This window comes from Roseobacter sp. HKCCD6576-2 (assembly GCF_013179285.1).
GTDB lineage: Bacteria > Pseudomonadota > Alphaproteobacteria > Rhodobacterales > Rhodobacteraceae > Rhodophyticola > Rhodophyticola oceani.
On record NZ_WVNW01000001.1, the window covers coordinates 679,898 to 697,676 of the forward strand.

Here is a 17,779-nt window from a genome sequence, read left to right on the forward strand (position 1 = left end):
GGCCGGGCTTGACATGGATGGGCTTGAAAGGCTTTGACACCTCTCTGACATTGTGGCACGTGAGCGCAATTCTCTCGATATCGATGATTAAAGGGGGTGTCATGCCCAAAGAAGAATGGGGCGTCAAACGTGTTTGCCCAACGACGGGCAAGCGGTTTTACGACCTGAACAAGAACCCGATCGTCAGCCCCTATACGGGCGACGTCGTCACATTGGACACGGGCAAAGGCTCGCGGACACTGGTCGCGGACAAAGCCGATAAACTGGCCACGAAGAAAGACGCCGCCGAGGACGCCGAAGAGGTGGTTCTGGAGGATGATGAAGATTTGGTGCTGGATGACGACGCGGATGTCGATCTGGACGACGACGATGTGTTGGAAGACGATGACGACACTGAAACCGTCGCATTGGACGATCTGGCCGATGTGGCCGCCAATGATGGCGACGACGACTGATCGTCGAGACTAGCAATGGCGCGGGACGGGGATTTTTCGCTTGAACTGCCCCGCGCGACACCATAAACCGCCATTCGTTGCCGGGTTAGGCAACGCTGGTTTGGGGCCTTAGCTCAGCTGGGAGAGCGCCTGCATGGCATGCAGGAGGTCAGCGGTTCGATCCCGCTAGGCTCCACCAAATCCTTTCATTCCTTGGTTGAATGCGCGTGCGTCGCGAATGCTTAGACCGCTATCAAGCACGCTGATTCTGTGCGTTTCGGAAGTCGTGTGGGCATTGATATGTCGATCACCGAAACGCTGCGGACTCGCTGAGAACACCATTGAGAATCTGGCACCTCGCCGCACGAACGGCGAGTATCGTTCAGCATCCGGAAACGGTGTTTTTCAGATGATCAGTCAGAAAGCGCTTGGGTCGCGAGGCCTACCTTCTCTAAAAGCATAAAGTCTTTTTGAATCTTGGCTAGCTCTTGGCTTATACCTCCGGCGGGGTCAGGGGGCCGTTTTTATGAGTATCGTTTCGAGAACCGATACAATGGTGGAGTGCGCACTCGAATCGCTCTTGGGCGATGCGGTGCCGAAATCCGATGTTGTGCATCTCTTGGTGCATCGCTGGCCGCAGGCGTCGGGTTTGCAAGTTATGGTCGCATTGATCAGTGCGGCCAATGCCATTGAACAGGTCTATGCTGCTGGCAGCCCGGCTCGTCTGGACGCCGAACGCGCCATGCGCCGGGCCGTCATGCTTTCGATCGATCTCTATGCTCTGGAAGCGCGGGGGATCAGCCCGGTCATGGCGTCCGATCTTCTGAGTTTCTGGGCGGAAAACCCGGCGTAACGCCGGCGCGGTTTTCGCATGGCGCAGGCATCCGCGGGCCGCTAGGGTCGGCCCATGTTGTCACCCGCCATTTCCTTTTCAGATGATCAGGCCAGCGCCTATGATGCGATTGCCGAGATGCTGCGCAGCGCTGGCGTCGATCTTGATCGCGAGACCATGACACCAGCCGCCGAGGGCACCTCCAGCGTGATGGCTGTCATCGGCAAAGCGGGCAGCGGCAAGACCCTGCTCCTCGCGCATTTGGTGAGGGCCTTGGAAGACGCCGGTGTTGACTTGATCTCGGGCGATTGGGAGGGCCGCCGCCGTCGCGAGCGGCGGACCGTGGCTATTCTGGCGCCAACGAACAAGGCGGCCTCTGTTCTGCGGACACGCGGCGTGCCAGCGACCACAATCCACCGGATCCTCTACACACCGGTCTACGACCCGGAATATGAGAAGGTCGCGGAATGGCTGGCAGGCCAAGGCGAGCGACCAGAGATCGAGGCGCTGACGGACGCGGCGCTTGATCGGGCGAAACAGGTCTATGACGCGCATAAATCCGTACCCGCAGCCCTCGCGGCGGCGGGTCTGCGCGGCTCGGATTTCATCACTGGCTGGAAACGGCGCGAGGACCCGCTCGACATCGGTTTGGTCGATGAAAGCTCGATGCTGGATCAGAAGCAATTTGAGGATCTGCGCGAAATCTTCCCGACATTGATCCTCTTCGGTGATCCGGCGCAGTTGGCCCCCGTGGGGCAGTCTGGCGAGATGGTGTTCGATCAACTCAAGGGGCCGCGTAAACAGGAACTGGCGCGGGTGCACCGGCAGGAGGCGGACAATCCGATCCTTGATCTGGCCCATGCGTTGGGCGATCCGTCGCTCAGCTTTGAAGCCTTCGAGCGCATGGTCGAAGAGGCCGCGCGCCGCGATGACCGGGTTGTTGTCGCGCCGCGCGCCGATAGCGATCTGATGGCGCGCAGTCCGGTTCTGGTCTGGCGCAACGCCACCCGCATACGGTTAATCCGCGCCTTCCGCATGGCCCATGGTGCGCCGGAGGATGCGCTCCTGCCCGGCGAGCCGCTGATTTGTGATGGGATCGAGTTGCCGATCAAGCACCGCAAGAAACGCATTGATCTGGAGGCACGCGGCCTGATCAAGGGTGCGCAGGTGGTCTATGTCGGCCCCGGCAACAAGCCCGGGTTCTCGCGGCTGCATGTGGTTGGGGCAGAAAGCCCGCGCCTGTCTGCCGCCTCGATTGTGAAAATCGAAAAGCCGGATGAGGAAGAGCCGTTCATTCCCTACGCCGCGCGGATGGGCGCGGCGTTTCTGCATGGCGCGGCGGTGACCACCCACAAGGCGCAAGGCTCACAATGGGAGACGGTGCAGGTCTTTGCCCCCGATCTCTACGCCGCAGCCCGGTCGGGGCGCGAGGAGGCGGGGCAGGCCCTTTGGAAGCGCTTGGCTTATGTGGCGATCACGCGGGCGGAGCATCGGCTCATATGGGTCACACGCTATATGCTGTCAAAGCCGCAAGTGGTGCTGGGCGTGGACGATCTGGTGGTACCCACCGTACCACTCGCGCTCGAAGGGGAGGCTCTGCTATGAAAACCATCCTAATCACCGGGGCCAGCTCGGGCATTGGCCGGGCGACCGCCGAATTGTTCCTCGAACAGGGGTGGTGTGTCGGTCTTGTGGCGCGCCGCGGCGAGATGTTGGAGGACATGGCAGGCGGGTTGGAAACCGCGTTGCCCTTGCCCGCCGATGTCAGCGATTTGGCACAGATGGAGGCGGCTGTCGCCGCGATGGTCGCGACCTGGGGACGGCTAGATGCGGTTTTCAACAATGCCGGCATTTTCACGCCTCAGGGCACGATTGATGAGATCGATCCCGAAGACTGGCACCGTTCACTTGCCGTCAATCTGACCGGCATGTTCAACACCGCCCGCGCCGCCTTTGCGCAGATGCGCGCGCAAGAGCCGCAAGGGGGACGGATCATCAATAACGGCTCGCTCTCGGCCCATAACCCGCGCGAGGGCTCGATTTGCTATACCACAACGAAACATGGGGTGACTGGGCTGACCAAGACGCTGGCGCTCGATGGCCGCCCTTTTGGGATCGCGGCCGGGCAGATCGACATTGGCAATGCGCGGACCGAGTTGGTCGATAAGCTGAATGCCAGGATAGAGGCCGAGGGCAAACCCCTGATGCCAATGATGGATGTGGCGGATGCGGCGCGCTCGGTTCTGCATATGGCCAATATGCCAGCCTCGGCCAATGTGCTGTTTCAGACGGTGATGGCGACGAATATGCCCTATGTCGGGCGCGGTTGAACCCTAGCCAAGCGGCTTGCCGCCCTTGCCGCCCGCCGGGCCCTGAAACTCCGGCAAACCATCGGCCAGTGTGATCCCCGGCAGGCGGGATGCAACATAAGTGTGGCACTGTACGGCGACCTGATCCGGCGTATCCAAGCTGCCAAGGGTCACGAACACCACGCCTTCCGCTTCAAAACTCAGTTGGCTGCCGCAGGTGCCACAAAACCGGCGGATGACGCCCGGTGAAGACTGATAAATCTGAGGTGCGTCTCCGACCCAATCCATCGCATCCGGGGCGACCTCCACAAATCCCATGAATGGCGCGCCGGAGGCTTTCTGGCACATCGTGCAGTGGCAGTAGCTGGCATAGGTCGGCGCGGTTTGGGAACGATATCTGACCGCGCCGCAAAGGCATCCGCCCGCCCACGCCATCGCTTATGTCCGAATGTAGCGGAAGACAGCAGAGGCCAGCCACCCCGCCGCAATCGCGATCACCAAAGACATAATACCGTAGATCAAAGGCCGCTCATGGGCGAGATTGTAGATAAACCTCTCCAATCCGACCTTACGGACCGCAATCGTCGTGTCGAACTCGGTGACGATCTCCCGGTCGCGGGTCAGAATGATCCGGGTGCGATAGTCGCCCTCGACCAGATTGGCGGGCAGACGCACGGCAGTGTCAAAGAGGGTCGAGTCGCGCAGCGTCACGGCGCCTTCGTTGAGTTGATAAAGCCCTGCATCCTCCCGAATGCGGATCAACGCGCGGGTGAAATTCACCTGGTCGAACACATTCGCATCGACGGCGCGCACTGCGCGATGAACAGATACGCGATGGCGCAGATCATTCGTGTCGGTCAACACCTCGTTGAAAGGTGCCGTGGTGGAAACGGCATAGAAGGTCGGGGCCTCGTCAACATCCGCAGCGTCGGTATTGACCCAGATGCCAAAGCGACGCTCTTTCCGGCGCACGGTGATTGGGCGACTCGGCCCCTCCACGGTGATGATCACCTCCAAGGGCGCGCTGTCAGGGATCGGTGTTTCGCGCCGCACCGCGCCGAAGATCAAAATCTCGGAGCCGTCGAAATTCGTGGTGATGGCGATCTCATCCCGGCTGAGCCCGGCCACTACCTCTTCGGCCAGCGCTTGCGTCGGCAAAAGGGTGGCAAAGGCCAGTATGGCGAGCGCACGGATCAATGTCCGCCCCCTGCACCAAGCGAATAAAGCTCAGCGGGCTCTAAGAGCAGATCCATGGCCAGCCGCCCGCAGACCGCCAGCACCATGATCGCAAGAAGAATGCGCAACTGTTCGGCTTTCATCTTCACGCCGATCCGTGTGCCGATCTGCGCGCCCACAACGCCGCCGACCAAAAGCAGAACAGCCAGCACCATGTCGACCGTAAAATTGGTTGTGGCATGCAGAAGCGTGGCAAAGCCGGTGACGAAGATGATCTGGAACAGCGAGGTTCCGACGACGACCTTGGTGGGCATGCCCAGCAAATAGATCATCGCGGGCACCATGATAAACCCGCCGCCGACACCCATGATCGCGGCCAAAACCCCGACCAAAAGCCCGACCAACAATGGCGGGATCACAGAGATATAGAGGCCCGAGGTCCGGAACCGCATTTTGAAGGGTAGGGCGTCAATCCAGCCGCGCTGCCGACGTTTGGGTGTCGGAGCGCCGCCTGCGGCGCGGGCGCGACGAATGGCGCGAAGGCTCTCGAAGAACATCAGGCCGCCGATAAGGCCCAAAAACACCACATAGCAAAGTCGGACCAACAGATCGACTTGGCCGAGGGCTGTCAGAATCGCAAAGACCTGAACACCGGCGGCGGCACCGACCAAACCGCCAATCAGCAAAACGGTGCCCATTTTCAGGTCCACCGTCTTTCGTCTGAGATGCGCCAATACGCCGGAAAAGCTTGAGGCGACGATCTGGTTGGCTTCTGTCGCCACAGCCACCGCAGGTGGGATGCCGATGAAGAACAAGAGCGGTGTCATAAGAAACCCGCCGCCGACGCCAAACATCCCCGAAAGGATGCCGACCATGCCCCCTAACCCCAACAGAAGAAAGGCATTAACGCTGACCTCGGCGATGGGCAGGTAGATTTGCATATGTCGGCTGGAGCCTCCGTCTCTATAGCTCCGTTTAGCGTGGCTGCGGCATTATGGCCAGAGTGTCGCAGGCTGCGCCACCTGCGACAGATCGGAACAGGCTGGTGAGACTGGAATTCTCAATAATTAACAGTCTTACCGCCCATACAGGTAGGGGTGATCAGCGTTCCTTCACGTAAGGCTCGCCGCCCGCCCGTGGCGGGATTGCCTTGCCGACCAGCCCGGCGAGAACGACCACGACGAGGATGTAGGGCAGCGCCTGCATAAACTGCACCGGCACCACGAACTCACCCACTTGGATGTTCTGGAACCGGTTGCCGACCGCGTCGAACAGGCCGAACAGAAGGCACGCCATCAGCGCATACCAGGGCCGCCATTTGGCGAAGATCAACGCTGCCAGCGCGATAAACCCGCGCCCTGCACTCATGTCTTTCACGAAACCCGCCGCCAGGCTGGTGGCGAGATAAGCCCCCGCAATGCCGCAAAGCACGCCGCAGATCATCACCGCCGCGTAGCGCGCGCGAACGACCGACACACCGGCCGTGTCCACCGCTGCCGGGTTCTCGCCCACGGCCCTAAGGCGCAGGCCGAACCGGGTCCGGAACAGCACCCACCAGGTCAGCGGCACAATCGCCAGCGCGATGTAGACCAAGATCGAATGGCCTGAGATCAACTCGGAATAGATCGGCCCGATGATCGGTACATCGGCCATCGCGTCGGCGAAGGGTAGGGTGATGTTCTGAAACCGTGCATCGCCTTGCAGGGCGGGGGTCCGCCCGCCTTGCTGGAACCAAGTTTGTGCGATGACCACCGACATACCCGCGGCCAGGAAGTTGATCGCCACGCCGGAGATCAGCTGATTGCCGCGGAAGGTGATCGAGGCCAGCCCGTGGATGCCGGACAGCACCATCGAGGCCGTGATCCCTGCCAAAAGGCCGATCCAGACATTGCCCGAGGTATAGGCGATGGCGGCGGAGAAAAACGCTGCCGCCAGCATTTTACCTTCAAGCCCGATATCGAAGATCCCGGCGCGTTCAGAATAGAGCCCCGCGAGACAAGCCAACAAAAGCGGCGTCGCCAGCCGGACACTGGAGTCGAGGATTTGCAGAACAGTGAGGAAATCCATGGATCAGCTCCGACTTGTGGCGAGTTTGAAGGCGGCGAAGGTAAAGAACACGCCAAGCGTGCCCTCAATCCAGCGGCGCGCCTTTGCGTACCCCATCTGAACCGGGTTCGCGGATAGTGCCAGCGCCCAGAACGAATGGATGGTGAGCGAGACGAGAAACGCTCCGACAGCGAAACAGATGATAACGGCCAAGGGCGGCGGTGTCGTGAAGGCCACAGCCGCGATGGCCATCCAGTAGGCAAGAGCCTTGGGCGAACTGGCGCCTAGAAAGAAACCTGTCGCAAAGGGACGCTCACTTTGTGTTGTGCTTGCGGTCTGGCACGGGGCTGTCGCGGCCCTACGGAAGGCGCGATACGCCAGCCATAGCAGGACCAAGACGCCGATCCAGCGCAAGATGGTCATACCCCATCCGAAGGTGGCAACCAGGGAGGCCAAACCAAAGGCCGTGACGAGGGCTAGCAAACTGGCCGAACTTGCCGTGCCCAGGGCGACGCGAAAAGCTTGCCTGCGGGCCCCGTCCGCTCCGAAAGAAAGAATGGCCATCACAACGGGTCCAGGTATTAACGCAGAGGCGATCTGGATGGCCCAAGCGGCCAGAAGGCCGGGGAGATATATGAGAAGCTCCGACATCGCTCTATACCCGGCTTGTGGCGAGTTTGAACGCGGCGAAGGTGAAAAGCGCGCCGAGCGTGCCCTCAATCCAGCGGCGTGTTCGCGTGTAAAAAGCGATGACCGGCCCGGTCGAGAAGGTGACGGCATAAGCCACATGCACCAGGATCGACAGGATCATGGCGCTGACCACCAGCATCAACCCGATTTGCCAGGGTGCATTCGGCCCGAGGCCAATGGCCACAATCGCAATCCATTGCAGGGCGGCTTTGGGGTTGGTCATCTGAATGGTCAACCCGCGCAAAACCATGTTACGTCCGTCTGCGGCCCCGGCCTCCATCGCGGCAGGGTTCGGCTTGGCAGCGGAGCGGAACGCTTTGAACGCGAGCCACAACAGATAAGCGACACCGAAGATTTTCAGCACGATCATTGCGCCAGCATAAGCGGTCATCAATGTGGCCAGTCCGGCAACGGTCAAACTCGCCCAAATCCCAGAGCCGAGCCCGACGCCCAAGGCCAGCGCGGCGCCTTGGCTACGCCCTCGCGCCATTGAGGTGCCCATGACGGCCAGGATATTGGGGCCAATGGCCACAAACCCGAGTGAGAAAATCCCTAAGGCGAAAAACAGGTTGGGAAGATGCTCCGCAATCATGCCGCTCACTCCGCCGGGGTTTCTTGACCGCGCTCGGCGCGCCGGAAGCTCAGGAACAGTTTCTCCATCGGCATCCGCACCATATTGTCGAGCGCGCCGGTGAACAGGATCACAAGAGCCTGGATCACCACGATCATCTCGCGGCTGACAGCAGGCATCTCAAATTCCAACTCTGCGCCGCCTTGATAAAGCACGCCAAAGAGGATTGCGGCGAGGAACACGCCCACCGGATGCGAGCGCCCCATCAGCGCCACCGCGATCCCGACGAAGCCTGCGCCTTGCACATTATCGATGACCAGCCGTTCGGCTTCCCCCATCACCGCGTTGATCGCCATCAACCCGGCCAATCCGCCCGAGATCAGCATCGAGATCATGATGATCCGCACCGGGTTGATCCCGGCATAGACCGCGGCAGTTTCGGAGTGCCCGAAGGCACGGATCTCATAGCCCAACCGCGTGCGCCAGATCAGCACCCAGACCAGGAAACAGGCCAGAACCGCGATCAGGAAAGCAATGTTCAGCGGCGTCGACGATCGGAACCCGAGCCAGGGCGCGATATCGGCCGCATTGGGCAGGTGCACCGCATCGGCAAACCGCGCGGTTTCCGGCGCCATCGAGCCCGGCACGCGGAACACATTGACCAAGAGATAGACCAGCAAAGCCGAGGCGATGAAGTTGAACATGATCGTGGTGATCACGATATGGCTGCCGCGTTTGGCTTGTAGATAGGCCGGGATCGCGGCCCAGGCCGCCCCGAACAGTGCCGCGCCCGTGCAGGCCGCAACAAGCGCCACGGACCAATGTGGCCAAGGCACCGTAAGGCAGATCACCGCCACGCCCAGCCCCCCAAGGGCGGCCTGACCTTCACCGCCGATGTTGAACATGCGCGCATGGAACGCTACGGCCACAGCCAGGCCAGTGAAGATGAAATTCGTGGCATAAAACAGTGTGTAGCCCCAGCCATAGGCGGAGCCCATCGCGCCACGGATCATGATCTGCATCGCCTCAATCGGGCTCTCGCCGATATAGAGCACGACCAGGCCCGAGACGACCAAAGCCAAGATCACGCTGATCAGTGGGATCAGGACCACATCGGCCCATTTTGGCATCTTCTCCATTACGCGGCCCCCTTGGTCATGCCCGCCATCATCAGGCCGAGTTCTTTTTCATCTGTTTCGGCGGGCAAACGCTCGCCCATGAAATGCCCGTCAAACATCACGGCGATCCGGTCACTCAGGCCGAGGATCTCGTCAAGCTCGACGCTGACCAGCAAAATCGCCTTCCCCTGATCGCGGAGCGCGATGATCTGTTGGTGAATGAACTCGATCGCGCCGATATCGACACCGCGCGTCGGTTGCCCAATCAGCAGCAAATCCGGGCTGCGTTCCATCTCGCGGGCCACAACGATCTTCTGCTGGTTGCCGCCCGAGAAATTCCGCGCGGGCAGGCGCGGATTTGGCGGGCGCACGTCATATTGCTCCATCTTCGCAGCCGTATCCGCCCGGATCGCCGCGTTGTTCATCAGCACCCGATTGCGCTGGTACTTTTCGTCGTGGTGATAGCCGAAGGCCATGTTTTCCCAAGCTTCAAAGGGCATGATCAGCCCTTCTTGCTGGCGATCTTCGGGCACATGCGCAATGCCGCGCTTGCGGCGTGATTGCCCATCGGAGTGCTTGCCGGTCAGGTCAATCTCGTCATTGTTCAACACGACAGTGCCGGCCTGGGCCGGGATCATACCGCCCAACACTTCCAAAAGCTCGGTCTGACCATTGCCGGCCACGCCCGCGATGCCCAGAATCTCACCGCCGCGGATCTCAAACGAAACGCCTTTCAGCCGCTCGACGCCTTTGCCATCCTTGACCCGCAGGTCTTCGACTCTCAGCACCGTTGCGCCCAGATTGGCAGGTTGTTTATCCACGCGGAGCAAGACCTTGCGGCCCACCATCAACTCGGCCAGCTCTTGCGGCGAGGTCTCGGCGGTTTTCACCGTGGCGGTCATTTGCCCCCGGCGCATCACGCTCACGGTATCGGTCGCATCCATGATCTCGCGCAGCTTGTGGGTGATCAGGATGATGGTTTTGCCTTCTTCTTTCAACCGCTCAAGAATGCGAAACAATTGCGCGGCTTCGGCGGGCGTCAAAACGCCCGTTGGCTCGTCCAGGATCAAAATGTCGGCTTGGCGATAAAGCTGCTTTAGGATCTCGACCCGCTGCTGATGTCCGACGCTCAATTCTTCGACAATCGCGTCGGGATCGACCTCCAGCCCGTATTCGCTGGCCAATTCGGTCAGCAGCTTGCGGGCCTTGGAGATCGAGGGCTGCAACATCGCGCCATCTTCAGCGCCGAGGATCACATTCTCAACAACCGTGAAATTCTCCACCAGTTTGAAATGCTGGTGCACCATCCCGATACCGGCGCGAATGGCGGCCTGGCTGTCGGGGATCGGGGTAAGCTGCCCATTGATGAAAATCTCGCCCGCATCGGCTTTGTAGAAACCATAGAGGATCGACATGAGCGTCGATTTCCCGGCGCCGTTTTCGCCGACAATCCCGTGGATTGTGCCGGGCTGGACGGAGATGGAGATGTCTTTATTGGCCTGCACCGGGCCGAAGGCTTTTGAGATGCCTTTCAACTCAATCGCGGGGGCGGTCTGGGTCATGTGATGGTCCTGGCCGGGGTGCGGGTCTGCGACGCACGAATAAGTCTATGGAAAGGGCCGCTCACCGGCAGACCGGGGCGGCCCTTCCTTGTCTTTATGAAACGGCGCGGGGGCAGATGTCTATGCCCTGCGCCGTGTTCGTGATCACTGCATTGCCACCGGGCAGGTGCCGTCATCAGAGAAGTTGTGCACCGTAATCTCGCCCGCGATGATCTGTTCACGTGCCGCGTCCACGGCGGCCATCATCTCTTCGGTGATCAGCTCGGCATTGTTCTCATCCAGCGCATAGCCGACGCCATCTTCGGCCAGACCGAGAACCACGAGACCGGGCTCGATATCGGTGCCAGCGGTGAAGGCGTTATAAACGGCCACATCAACGCGCTTCAGCATCGAGGTCAGAACCTGACCGGGGTGGATGCCGTTTTGGTTCGAGTCCACGCCGATCGACAGGATGCCCTCATCGGCGGCGGTTTGCAGAACGCCGACACCGGTGCCGCCGGCCGCCGCGTAAACCACATCGGCGCCTTGCGCGATCTGGCCACGGGTCAATTCACCGCCGCGCACCGGATCGTTCCACGCCGCAGGGGTGGTGCCGGTCATGTTCGCAATCACGGTCGCGTCGGGGTTCGCCGCCACGACGCCCTGGGCATAGCCGCAGCCAAAGCGCGAGATCAGCGGGATATCCATACCGCCGACAAAGCCCACGGTGCCGCTTTCCGAGGCCATCCCGGCCAGCATGCCAACCAGGAACGAGCCTTCATGCTCTTGGAAAATGATCGACTGCACATTGGGCTGATCCACCACGCTGTCGATGATCACGAAGGTGGTATCCGGGTAGTCGGGCGCAATGGTTTCCAAGGTCGAACCAAAGGCAAAGCCGGCCATCACAATCGGGTTGGACCCGGCTTCGGCCAAGCGGCGGAGCGCTTGCTCACGCTGTGCATCCGACTGCAATTCGATTTCGCGATATTCGCCACCGGTCTCATCGGCCCAGACCTGTGCGCCATTAAACGCGGCTTCGTTGAACGAGCGGTCAAACTTGCCGCCAAGGTCAAAGACCAGGGCTGGGCCATCGGCCAAAACCGCCGTCGCGGTCAGCGCCGTTGCCGCAGCTGCGCCAAGCAATGATTTCATCAAGCTCATCTAGTATCTCCCAGTTGGTGGCGGGCGCGAACCGATCGGTCTCAGCGCCCGCGAGCAAAAGATCTCGTGATCTCTGCACGGAATAAGGGCAAAGCCGGGCGGGGTGGTCAACCGGATTCTGGTGTTTGGCCGGGTGTGTTGGTGCGACCCAAGGTCAACTCCGCGGCGAATGATGCCGGTTTAATCACCGATTGCCTGCTCCATCATCACGGCATGATCTTTGCCACCATCTGGCAAAGTGTAATAATCTGGGCGTTGCCCGGTTTCGACGAAGCCAGTCCGCTCATAAAGCGACCGGGCCGCGGTATTTGACGCGGCGACTTCAAGAAATATCCTGCTGGCCTCTGCGTCCCGCGCAAAACGCATGGCCTCGATCACGAGGTGCCGCCCCACGCCTTGCTGCTGCGCCTCTGGTGCAACTGCTAGGGTCAGAATCTCCGCATCCGGCGGCAAAAGACGGAGCAGCAGGAAGCCGTTCTCATGATGAAAGAGATGGGCCGAGGGCGACGCCAGAAGCGCTTCAAATTCAGCTTCAGTCCAAGGGCGTTGCGTGTCGAATGCGGCGGCGTGGATCAGCGCGAGTCGGTTTGGTGTCATGCAAGGATCACAGGGGCCGCATGCCGCGATGGCGCGGCGTCGGCGGGCCGAACATAGAGCGGGGCAGGGCGTGGATGCGACCCGCCTGCGATGAATTTGGCCATGGCCATCCGGGCAAGCGGTTCCACGATGTCGATCAGCTCGGCGGGGTGCGCCACAGCGCCGTTGCCAAGTTGCTCAGCAATCCCCGCTGCATTGTGACCGAGAACACGGACGCCATCTGGCAGATCAAGATGGTCGAGCGATTCCGCAGGGTCAGCTTGCGTCGCCGCACCATCGGTCACACCCACCCTGAAGAGTTGTAGATAAGCGGTATTGCGCGGCCCGGGCAGGCTGACCAACTCCGCGCTTGCTCCGGTGGCACCAGCCATTCCACGCATCATTTCAAAGCTAGAGACGCCAATCGCGGGGATGCCAAGCCCAAGCGCCAACCCACGCGCGGCCGAAACCGCAATGCGCAACCCCGTGAAATTGCCCGGGCCGATGCCGACGCCAATTGCGGTCAGATCACTTGGCGCGACGCCCTCGCCCGCCATTATCTCTTGGATCAGCGGCATCAGGGCCTCTGCCTGCCCCTTTTTCATCGCCTCCTGGCGTGTGGCCAAAATCTGATCGCCCGAGACGAGAGCGGCCGCGCAATGCGCGGCCGATGTATCAAACGCCAGTAGAATTGGGTCAGACCGCGACAGGGCGGACCTCCAACACTTCAGGAATGTAATGGCGCAGCAGGTTCTCGATGCCCATTTTCAGAGTCAGCGTCGAAGAGGGGCAGCCGGCGCAAGCGCCTTGCATATGCAGATAGACCACACCCCGATCAAAGCCATGGAAGGTGATGTCGCCGCCATCCTGCGCCACGGCGGGGCGCACCCGTGTGTCGAGCAACTCTTTGATTTGGCCGACAATCTCCGCGTCTTCACCGCTATGCTCGGCATGGCCACCGGTGCCGCCACCTTCGCCATCCATCACAGGTGCACCGGATTGGAAATGCTCCATAATCGCGCCGAGAATGGCGGGTTTCACATGATCCCATTCCACGGCCTCGGCCTTGGTGACCGTCACGAAATCGGTGCCGAAGAACACGCCGGTGACGCCTTCCACTGCGAAGACCCGGCTGGCCAGCGGCGATTTGTCCGCCGTCTCCGCGCTTGGGAAATCCGCTGTTCCCATCTCCAACACGGTCTGGCCGGGCAGGAATTTGAGCGTCGCAGGGTTTGGGGTCGATTCGGTTTGGATGAACATCGCAGCATATCCTTAGCGGTTTGGTCAGATATGCGCCTCGCAGCGCGGGAAGTCAAGTTTTGGAATGATTCTAAATCAGAGGATTCCGATAGAAACGACGCCGCGTCGCCGCCGGGATAGGGCGGTGACACTGTGTCAGGTAATTTGTTCCAACTGCTCTTTTGACATCTCACCAGGCACAATCGTCATCGGGACAGGCAAGGTGCCCGCGCTTTTCGTCAACGCGGTCACAAGCGGCCCAGGCCCGCCTTTGCCGGTGCCCGCCCCCAGGACCAATACACCGATCTCGGGATCATCGCGCACCTGCGCCAAAATCTCTGTCTCCGGCTCGCCTTCCCGAATGACCAACTCCGGATCCACCCCCTGCCGGTCCCGCATCCACTTGGCGAAGACGTTGAAATGCGCCTCGATCCGCTCGCGGGCCTCCGCGCGCATCATCTCGCCCACGCCAATCCAGTGGTTGAACTCATCGGGCGGGATCACCGACAATATCTCCACACCGCCGCCGGTATGGGCGGCCCGCATCGCGGCGAACCGCATCGCGTTCAGGCATTCGCGGGTGTCATCAAGCACCACTAGAAACTTGCGCATGGGTCAGTCCCTCCGGTGGGGCAGAATGGCGTGAAGCGGCGCCCCTTGCAACGGCTTTGACACCGGCTACTCTTGCGACATGTCGTTCTACCCGTTTCAGTTCAAGGCGCCTGTGACGCGACAGCACATGGGCAAAGAGCTGTATTACACCGTCGTGGTCCTGCCAGTCGATCTTGAGCCGCACCTGCCGTTTGATCGATTTCCACGGCTGCGGGTCGAGGGGGAGGTGGATGGCGTGCCGATTGAGGGCACATTCATGCCCGGCGGCGGCTATTTCTACCTGATGACCCCGCGCAAGCTTCTGAAAAAGCTTGGCAAAGAGGTTGGGGACGAGGTGACGGTCGAGTTCGGCGTCGCCGACCAAGATGCGGTGCATATGCCGCCGGAATTAGCCGAGGCGTTCGACGAGGCGCCCGATTTGGCCGAGATCTGGAACAGTTGGACGCCGGGCAAACGCCGCGGCCATGCCCATCGGGTGACAAGCGCCAAGGCCGCGGAGACGAAGGCCAGACGGGTCGCAGAAATCCTGGATCTATTGGCCGGTTGAATGGGCCCAGTCCCAATAAAGCTCGCGCGCCTTTCGCGTGACCGGGCCGATCTGGTAGTTGGTTCCATCAAACTCGGTGACGGGCGTCACCTTATTGAGATTGCCCGACATAAACACCTCATCGGCCTCCCGGAAGTTCTGAAAACTCAACACCTCTTCGCGCACGGTATAGCCATCGGCCCGTAGGTTCTTGATATGCCGCGCGCGAGTGACCCCGCTCAGGAAGGTGCCATTGGCAATCGGCGTGAAGACCACGCCATCCCGAACCATGAAAATATTGGCGGTCGCCGTCTCGGCCACATTGCCCATCACATCGGCCACCAAGGCGTTGTCATAGCCTTTCGACATCACTTCGGCGAGCATTCGGGCGTTGTTGGGATAGAGGCAGCCAGCCTTTGCATTGGTGACGTTATCAGCCAAAACAGGCCGGTGAAATTGGGTCGTCGTCAGGCGTGACGCGGCATCGGGCGTGGCCATCGGAATTTCTTCCAGACAGATGGCAAAGCCGGCCGCACCCTCCTTGGGAACGATCCCCATATGCCCGCCATCAATCCCCCAATACATCGGGCGAATGTAGATCGGCGTGCCTTTTGGGTAGCGCTTCAACCCCTCCCAGGTGATCTTGACCATCTCTTCCGCACTTACCGTCGGCGTGATCATCAGAGCGGCGGCCGAGCGGTTGACCCGCTCACAATGGGCCATGAGATCGGGGGCGAGGCCATCCACATGGCGCGCGCCATCAAACACGGTGGTGCCCAGCCAGGATCCATGATCGGCGGCGCGCATAATCGGAACATCCCCATCATGCCAAGCGCCGTCGAAATAGGTTTTGATATTGCTGCCGGTTGCCATGCGCCCCTCCTTCGCCTGTCGGAGGGGAGCATGGGGGAAGTTAGGTCAGAGGTCCAGACGTAAACCCAAGCTGATAATCCATGGACCCTTTCTTGGGCCCGACCGGGCGTGGTTTGGGCGTCGGTTTGACCGGTGTTTCCGCAACCGGCTGTACCGGTGTGTTCTTTGTAAGATATGTCATGAAAATGCTCCCTCAGGGTTTGAAGTCGCGGTCAGAGCAGACGCATATAAGTGTGCGATGCTGAAAGTCTAGCCGAATAGTGTAAAAGTTTTGTGCAGAAGTGAACAGACACCCCTCAGCCATTTAGTTGTCTTCGAAGGTCGCTTCCGCCAGAAGCGCCTGAAGGTCCAAGCGCGTGTTGACCATCTCGAGAGCGCCGTCCGGGTCGCGCGGCCAATCTTCCGGCGCGCGATCTCGATAGAGTTCGATCCCATTACCATCGGGATCAGAGAGATACACCGCTTCGCTCACTCCGTGATCCGCCGCCCCTTCGATGGGCACCCCGGCTGCACGTACCTGTGCCACCGCCTGCGCCAATGCTGGGCGATTGGGATAGAGAAAGGCCGCGTGAAAGAGGCCGGTATGCCCGTCGGGGGCGGGGCGGCCGCCTTTGCTCGACCAAGTATTCAACCCGATATGGTGATGATACCCGCCTGCCGAAAGAAAGGCTGCCTGATCGCCGTAGCGCTGCTGCAGTTCAAACCCCAACACATCTTGGTAAAACCCGATGGCCCGGTCCAGATCAGCGACTTTCAGATGTATGTGGCCGATGCAGGTCCCGGCTGGCGCGGTATAGGGCATGATACGTCCTCCTTCCCGCCAAGGTAACTCTCCGGTCTGGGTCATAAAACCAGCAGAGATGCAGAGCATCCGTGCATCTTTGCGCAAAGCTGTACCGTGGTCTTGCCGCCGACCCGCCTAGACACTTGATGACGTCGTGCAAGCCGCACCGCGTCAACCGGCGCAGGCTCGGCAAGATCGTCGCAGATCAGCTGCGGATCATGCCCACGATGTCATAGGTCTGCTCCAAAATCGGCACCGTGATCTCGCGCGCGCGCTCCGCGCCACGCCCGAGAATCCGGTCGATCTCGGCGGGATCATCCATCAGGCGCGCCATCTCGCGCGCGATCGGGGAAAGCTTCGCCACCGCCACATCGGCCAGGGCGACTTTGAAATGCCCGAAGAGCGATCCGGCATGCATGTCGAGAACGGCTTGCGGCTCAATCTCGGCCAAGGCGGCATAGATATTCACCAGGTTCCGCGCTTCTGCCCGCTCGGCCAGCCCATCCATATTGTCGGGCAGCGGATCGGGGTCTGTCTTCGCTTTGCGGATCTTCTTGGCAATCGCGTCGGCATCATCGGTCATGTAGATGCAGGACGCGTCGGCGCCAGCCGATTTCGACATCTTCTTCGACCCATCGCGGAGGCTCATCACCCGCGTGGCGGCGCCTTCGATCACCGGCTCGGTGATCGGGAAGAAATCGACGCCGAAATCATGGTTGAACTTCGTCGCGATGTCGCGGGTCAGTTCCAGGTGCTGTTTCTGGTCCTCGCCCACCGGCACATGCGTTGCATGATACACCAGAATATCCGCCGCCATCAGGGCCGGATATGCAAAGAGTCCGAGCGACGCGGCTTCGGCGTTTTTACCCGCTTTGTCCTTCCACTGGGTCATCCGACCCATCCAGCCCATCCGCGCCACGCAGTTGAATACCCAAGCCAATTGCGCGTGTTCCGGCACTTGGCTCTGATTGATCAGGATGCTCTTTTCCGGATCGACCCCACTGGCGATGAACCCGGCGCAAAGCTCACGCGTACTCCGCTGGAGATCGGCGGGGTCTTGCCAGACGGTGATCGCATGCAGGTCCACCATGCAATAGACGGTCTCGTGGCTGCCTGCCTCTTGCATCTCGACGAAATGCTTGATTGCACCCAGGTAATTGCCCAGATGCAGGTCGCCCGACGGTTTGATGCCGGAGAAAACCCGCGGTGTGAAAGATGATGTGGACATCTCTTGCCTGCCTTGTCGCTGTGCCAACTGCCCTCTGGCTTTCGGCTCCGGCCTCGCTTA

Annotated in this window: 22 protein-coding genes and 1 tRNA gene; 6 read left to right on the forward strand and 17 right to left on the reverse strand. The window is 60.7% G+C overall.

Translation table 11 applies throughout. The features are described 5' to 3' along the window. Positions 1-101: 101 nt before the first annotated feature. The 5 genes from GTF44_RS03365 to GTF44_RS03385 all read left to right on the forward strand — a co-directional run bounded on the left by GTF44_RS03365 (position 102) and on the right by GTF44_RS03385 (position 3,596). Entirely contained in the window at positions 102-455 is a 354-nt protein-coding gene (locus tag GTF44_RS03365; RefSeq protein WP_171557515.1) for a TIGR02300 family protein, read from the forward strand. A gap of 102 nt (positions 456-557) precedes the next feature. After that, positions 558-633: transfer RNA gene (locus GTF44_RS03370), tRNA-Ala, on the forward strand. A 327-nt stretch (positions 634-960) separates the two neighbouring features. After that, a complete protein-coding gene (locus tag GTF44_RS03375) occupies positions 961-1,287 on the forward strand; it encodes a hypothetical protein (RefSeq protein ID WP_171557517.1) in 327 nt (108 codons plus the stop codon). Positions 1,288-1,341: 54 nt separating this feature from the next. Then, positions 1,342-2,871: an ATP-dependent RecD-like DNA helicase gene (locus GTF44_RS03380; RefSeq protein WP_171557519.1), complete on the forward strand. Its 1,530-nt coding sequence runs from the start codon at positions 1,342-1,344 to the stop codon at positions 2,869-2,871. After that, entirely contained in the window at positions 2,868-3,596 is a 729-nt protein-coding gene (locus GTF44_RS03385) for an SDR family oxidoreductase (protein ID WP_171557521.1), read from the forward strand. The genes GTF44_RS03380 and GTF44_RS03385 overlap by 4 nt, the downstream gene beginning before the upstream one ends. 3 nt (positions 3,597-3,599) lie before the next feature. Here the strand turns inward: GTF44_RS03385 and GTF44_RS03390 are convergent, their stop codons facing one another. From GTF44_RS03390 to GTF44_RS03450, 13 genes are all read right to left on the reverse strand, one after another. Then, positions 3,600-4,010, reverse strand: a complete 411-nt coding sequence (locus GTF44_RS03390) for a GFA family protein (protein ID WP_171557522.1) — start codon at positions 4,008-4,010, stop codon at positions 3,600-3,602. A 3-nt stretch (positions 4,011-4,013) separates the two neighbouring features. Then, on the reverse strand, positions 4,014-4,772 hold the full coding sequence (locus GTF44_RS03395) for a TIGR02186 family protein (RefSeq protein WP_216364852.1): 759 nt from the start codon (positions 4,770-4,772) through the stop codon (positions 4,014-4,016). Further along, positions 4,769-5,692, reverse strand: coding sequence for a sulfite exporter TauE/SafE family protein (locus GTF44_RS03400; RefSeq protein WP_145211998.1), 924 nt, complete (start codon positions 5,690-5,692; stop codon positions 4,769-4,771). Before GTF44_RS03400 ends, GTF44_RS03395 begins: the two co-directional genes overlap by 4 nt. 160 nt (positions 5,693-5,852) lie before the next feature. Further along, positions 5,853-6,818, reverse strand: a complete 966-nt coding sequence (locus tag GTF44_RS03405; RefSeq protein ID WP_145211996.1) for an ABC transporter permease — start codon at positions 6,816-6,818, stop codon at positions 5,853-5,855. A gap of 3 nt (positions 6,819-6,821) precedes the next feature. Beyond that, a complete protein-coding gene (locus GTF44_RS03410) occupies positions 6,822-7,448 on the reverse strand; it encodes a LysE family translocator (protein WP_171568470.1) in 627 nt (208 codons plus the stop codon). A 4-nt stretch (positions 7,449-7,452) separates the two neighbouring features. After that, positions 7,453-8,079 carry a LysE family translocator gene (locus GTF44_RS03415; protein ID WP_145217298.1) on the reverse strand — a complete coding sequence of 209 codons (627 nt, stop codon included), beginning with the start codon at positions 8,077-8,079 and terminating at the stop codon, positions 7,453-7,455. Between the two features lie 5 nt (positions 8,080-8,084). Then, the gene (locus GTF44_RS03420) at positions 8,085-9,197 is read right to left on the reverse strand and encodes an ABC transporter permease (RefSeq protein ID WP_145211990.1); all 1,113 of its coding nucleotides are present in this window, start codon (positions 9,195-9,197) and stop codon (positions 8,085-8,087) included. Then, the gene (locus GTF44_RS03425; protein ID WP_145211986.1) at positions 9,197-10,738 is read right to left on the reverse strand and encodes an ABC transporter ATP-binding protein; all 1,542 of its coding nucleotides are present in this window, start codon (positions 10,736-10,738) and stop codon (positions 9,197-9,199) included. Before GTF44_RS03425 ends, GTF44_RS03420 begins: the two co-directional genes overlap by 1 nt. A 144-nt stretch (positions 10,739-10,882) precedes the next feature. Next, positions 10,883-11,881 (reverse strand): BMP family protein, encoded by a 999-nt coding sequence (locus tag GTF44_RS03430; protein WP_145211984.1) that lies wholly within the window; start codon positions 11,879-11,881, stop codon positions 10,883-10,885. A 180-nt stretch (positions 11,882-12,061) separates the two neighbouring features. Beyond that, positions 12,062-12,478 (reverse strand): ribosomal protein S18-alanine N-acetyltransferase, encoded by a 417-nt coding sequence (gene rimI, locus GTF44_RS03435; RefSeq protein ID WP_171557526.1) that lies wholly within the window; start codon positions 12,476-12,478, stop codon positions 12,062-12,064. After that, complete coding sequence (tsaB, locus tag GTF44_RS03440) at positions 12,475-13,197, reverse strand: tRNA (adenosine(37)-N6)-threonylcarbamoyltransferase complex dimerization subunit type 1 TsaB (protein WP_367383366.1); 723 nt, start codon at positions 13,195-13,197, stop codon at positions 12,475-12,477. Before tsaB ends, rimI begins: the two co-directional genes overlap by 4 nt. Continuing rightward, on the reverse strand, positions 13,154-13,717 hold the full coding sequence (locus GTF44_RS03445) for a NifU family protein (RefSeq protein ID WP_171557528.1): 564 nt from the start codon (positions 13,715-13,717) through the stop codon (positions 13,154-13,156). The genes tsaB and GTF44_RS03445 overlap by 44 nt, the downstream gene beginning before the upstream one ends. A gap of 135 nt (positions 13,718-13,852) precedes the next feature. Next, positions 13,853-14,308 carry a universal stress protein gene (locus GTF44_RS03450; protein ID WP_145211972.1) on the reverse strand — a complete coding sequence of 152 codons (456 nt, stop codon included), beginning with the start codon at positions 14,306-14,308 and terminating at the stop codon, positions 13,853-13,855. 79 nt (positions 14,309-14,387) lie between these two features. Between GTF44_RS03450 and GTF44_RS03455 the strand changes: the two genes are divergently transcribed. Beyond that, complete coding sequence (locus tag GTF44_RS03455) at positions 14,388-14,855, forward strand: YdeI/OmpD-associated family protein (protein ID WP_171565950.1); 468 nt, start codon at positions 14,388-14,390, stop codon at positions 14,853-14,855. Here GTF44_RS03455 and GTF44_RS03460 read toward each other — a convergent pair. From GTF44_RS03460 to trpS, 4 genes are all read right to left on the reverse strand, one after another. Beyond that, positions 14,841-15,707 carry a branched-chain amino acid aminotransferase gene (locus GTF44_RS03460; protein ID WP_171557531.1) on the reverse strand — a complete coding sequence of 289 codons (867 nt, stop codon included), beginning with the start codon at positions 15,705-15,707 and terminating at the stop codon, positions 14,841-14,843. The genes GTF44_RS03455 and GTF44_RS03460 overlap by 15 nt on opposite strands. 40 nt (positions 15,708-15,747) lie before the next feature. Then, on the reverse strand, positions 15,748-15,888 hold the full coding sequence (locus GTF44_RS03465) for a hypothetical protein (RefSeq protein WP_171557533.1): 141 nt from the start codon (positions 15,886-15,888) through the stop codon (positions 15,748-15,750). Between the two features lie 123 nt (positions 15,889-16,011). Further along, positions 16,012-16,509: a VOC family protein gene (locus GTF44_RS03470; protein ID WP_171557535.1), complete on the reverse strand. Its 498-nt coding sequence runs from the start codon at positions 16,507-16,509 to the stop codon at positions 16,012-16,014. A gap of 187 nt (positions 16,510-16,696) precedes the next feature. Then, positions 16,697-17,719: a tryptophan--tRNA ligase gene (gene trpS, locus GTF44_RS03475; protein ID WP_171557537.1), complete on the reverse strand. Its 1,023-nt coding sequence runs from the start codon at positions 17,717-17,719 to the stop codon at positions 16,697-16,699. Positions 17,720-17,779: the final 60 nt, after the last annotated feature.

Coding starts and splice junctions, on each gene's coding strand:
- GTF44_RS03365 (WP_171557515.1), top strand. CDS start 102: ATGCCCAAAGAAGAATGGGGCGTCAAACGTGTTTGCCCAACGACGGGC.
- GTF44_RS03375 (WP_171557517.1), top strand. CDS start 961: ATGAGTATCGTTTCGAGAACCGATACAATGGTGGAGTGCGCACTCGAA.
- GTF44_RS03380 (WP_171557519.1), top strand. CDS start 1,342: ATGTTGTCACCCGCCATTTCCTTTTCAGATGATCAGGCCAGCGCCTAT.
- GTF44_RS03385 (WP_171557521.1), top strand. CDS start 2,868: ATGAAAACCATCCTAATCACCGGGGCCAGCTCGGGCATTGGCCGGGCG.
- GTF44_RS03390 (WP_171557522.1), bottom strand. CDS start 4,010: ATGGCGTGGGCGGGCGGATGCCTTTGCGGCGCGGTCAGATATCGTTCC.
- GTF44_RS03400 (WP_145211998.1), bottom strand. CDS start 5,692: ATGCAAATCTACCTGCCCATCGCCGAGGTCAGCGTTAATGCCTTTCTT.
- GTF44_RS03405 (WP_145211996.1), bottom strand. CDS start 6,818: ATGGATTTCCTCACTGTTCTGCAAATCCTCGACTCCAGTGTCCGGCTG.
- GTF44_RS03410 (WP_171568470.1), bottom strand. CDS start 7,448: ATGTCGGAGCTTCTCATATATCTCCCCGGCCTTCTGGCCGCTTGGGCC.
- GTF44_RS03415 (WP_145217298.1), bottom strand. CDS start 8,079: ATGATTGCGGAGCATCTTCCCAACCTGTTTTTCGCCTTAGGGATTTTC.
- GTF44_RS03420 (WP_145211990.1), bottom strand. CDS start 9,197: ATGGAGAAGATGCCAAAATGGGCCGATGTGGTCCTGATCCCACTGATC.
- GTF44_RS03425 (WP_145211986.1), bottom strand. CDS start 10,738: ATGACCCAGACCGCCCCCGCGATTGAGTTGAAAGGCATCTCAAAAGCC.
- GTF44_RS03430 (WP_145211984.1), bottom strand. CDS start 11,881: ATGAGCTTGATGAAATCATTGCTTGGCGCAGCTGCGGCAACGGCGCTG.
- rimI (WP_171557526.1), bottom strand. CDS start 12,478: ATGACACCAAACCGACTCGCGCTGATCCACGCCGCCGCATTCGACACG.
- GTF44_RS03445 (WP_171557528.1), bottom strand. CDS start 13,717: ATGTTCATCCAAACCGAATCGACCCCAAACCCTGCGACGCTCAAATTC.
- GTF44_RS03450 (WP_145211972.1), bottom strand. CDS start 14,308: ATGCGCAAGTTTCTAGTGGTGCTTGATGACACCCGCGAATGCCTGAAC.
- GTF44_RS03455 (WP_171565950.1), top strand. CDS start 14,388: ATGTCGTTCTACCCGTTTCAGTTCAAGGCGCCTGTGACGCGACAGCAC.
- GTF44_RS03460 (WP_171557531.1), bottom strand. CDS start 15,707: ATGGCAACCGGCAGCAATATCAAAACCTATTTCGACGGCGCTTGGCAT.
- GTF44_RS03465 (WP_171557533.1), bottom strand. CDS start 15,888: ATGACATATCTTACAAAGAACACACCGGTACAGCCGGTTGCGGAAACA.
- GTF44_RS03470 (WP_171557535.1), bottom strand. CDS start 16,509: ATGCCCTATACCGCGCCAGCCGGGACCTGCATCGGCCACATACATCTG.
- trpS (WP_171557537.1), bottom strand. CDS start 17,719: ATGTCCACATCATCTTTCACACCGCGGGTTTTCTCCGGCATCAAACCG.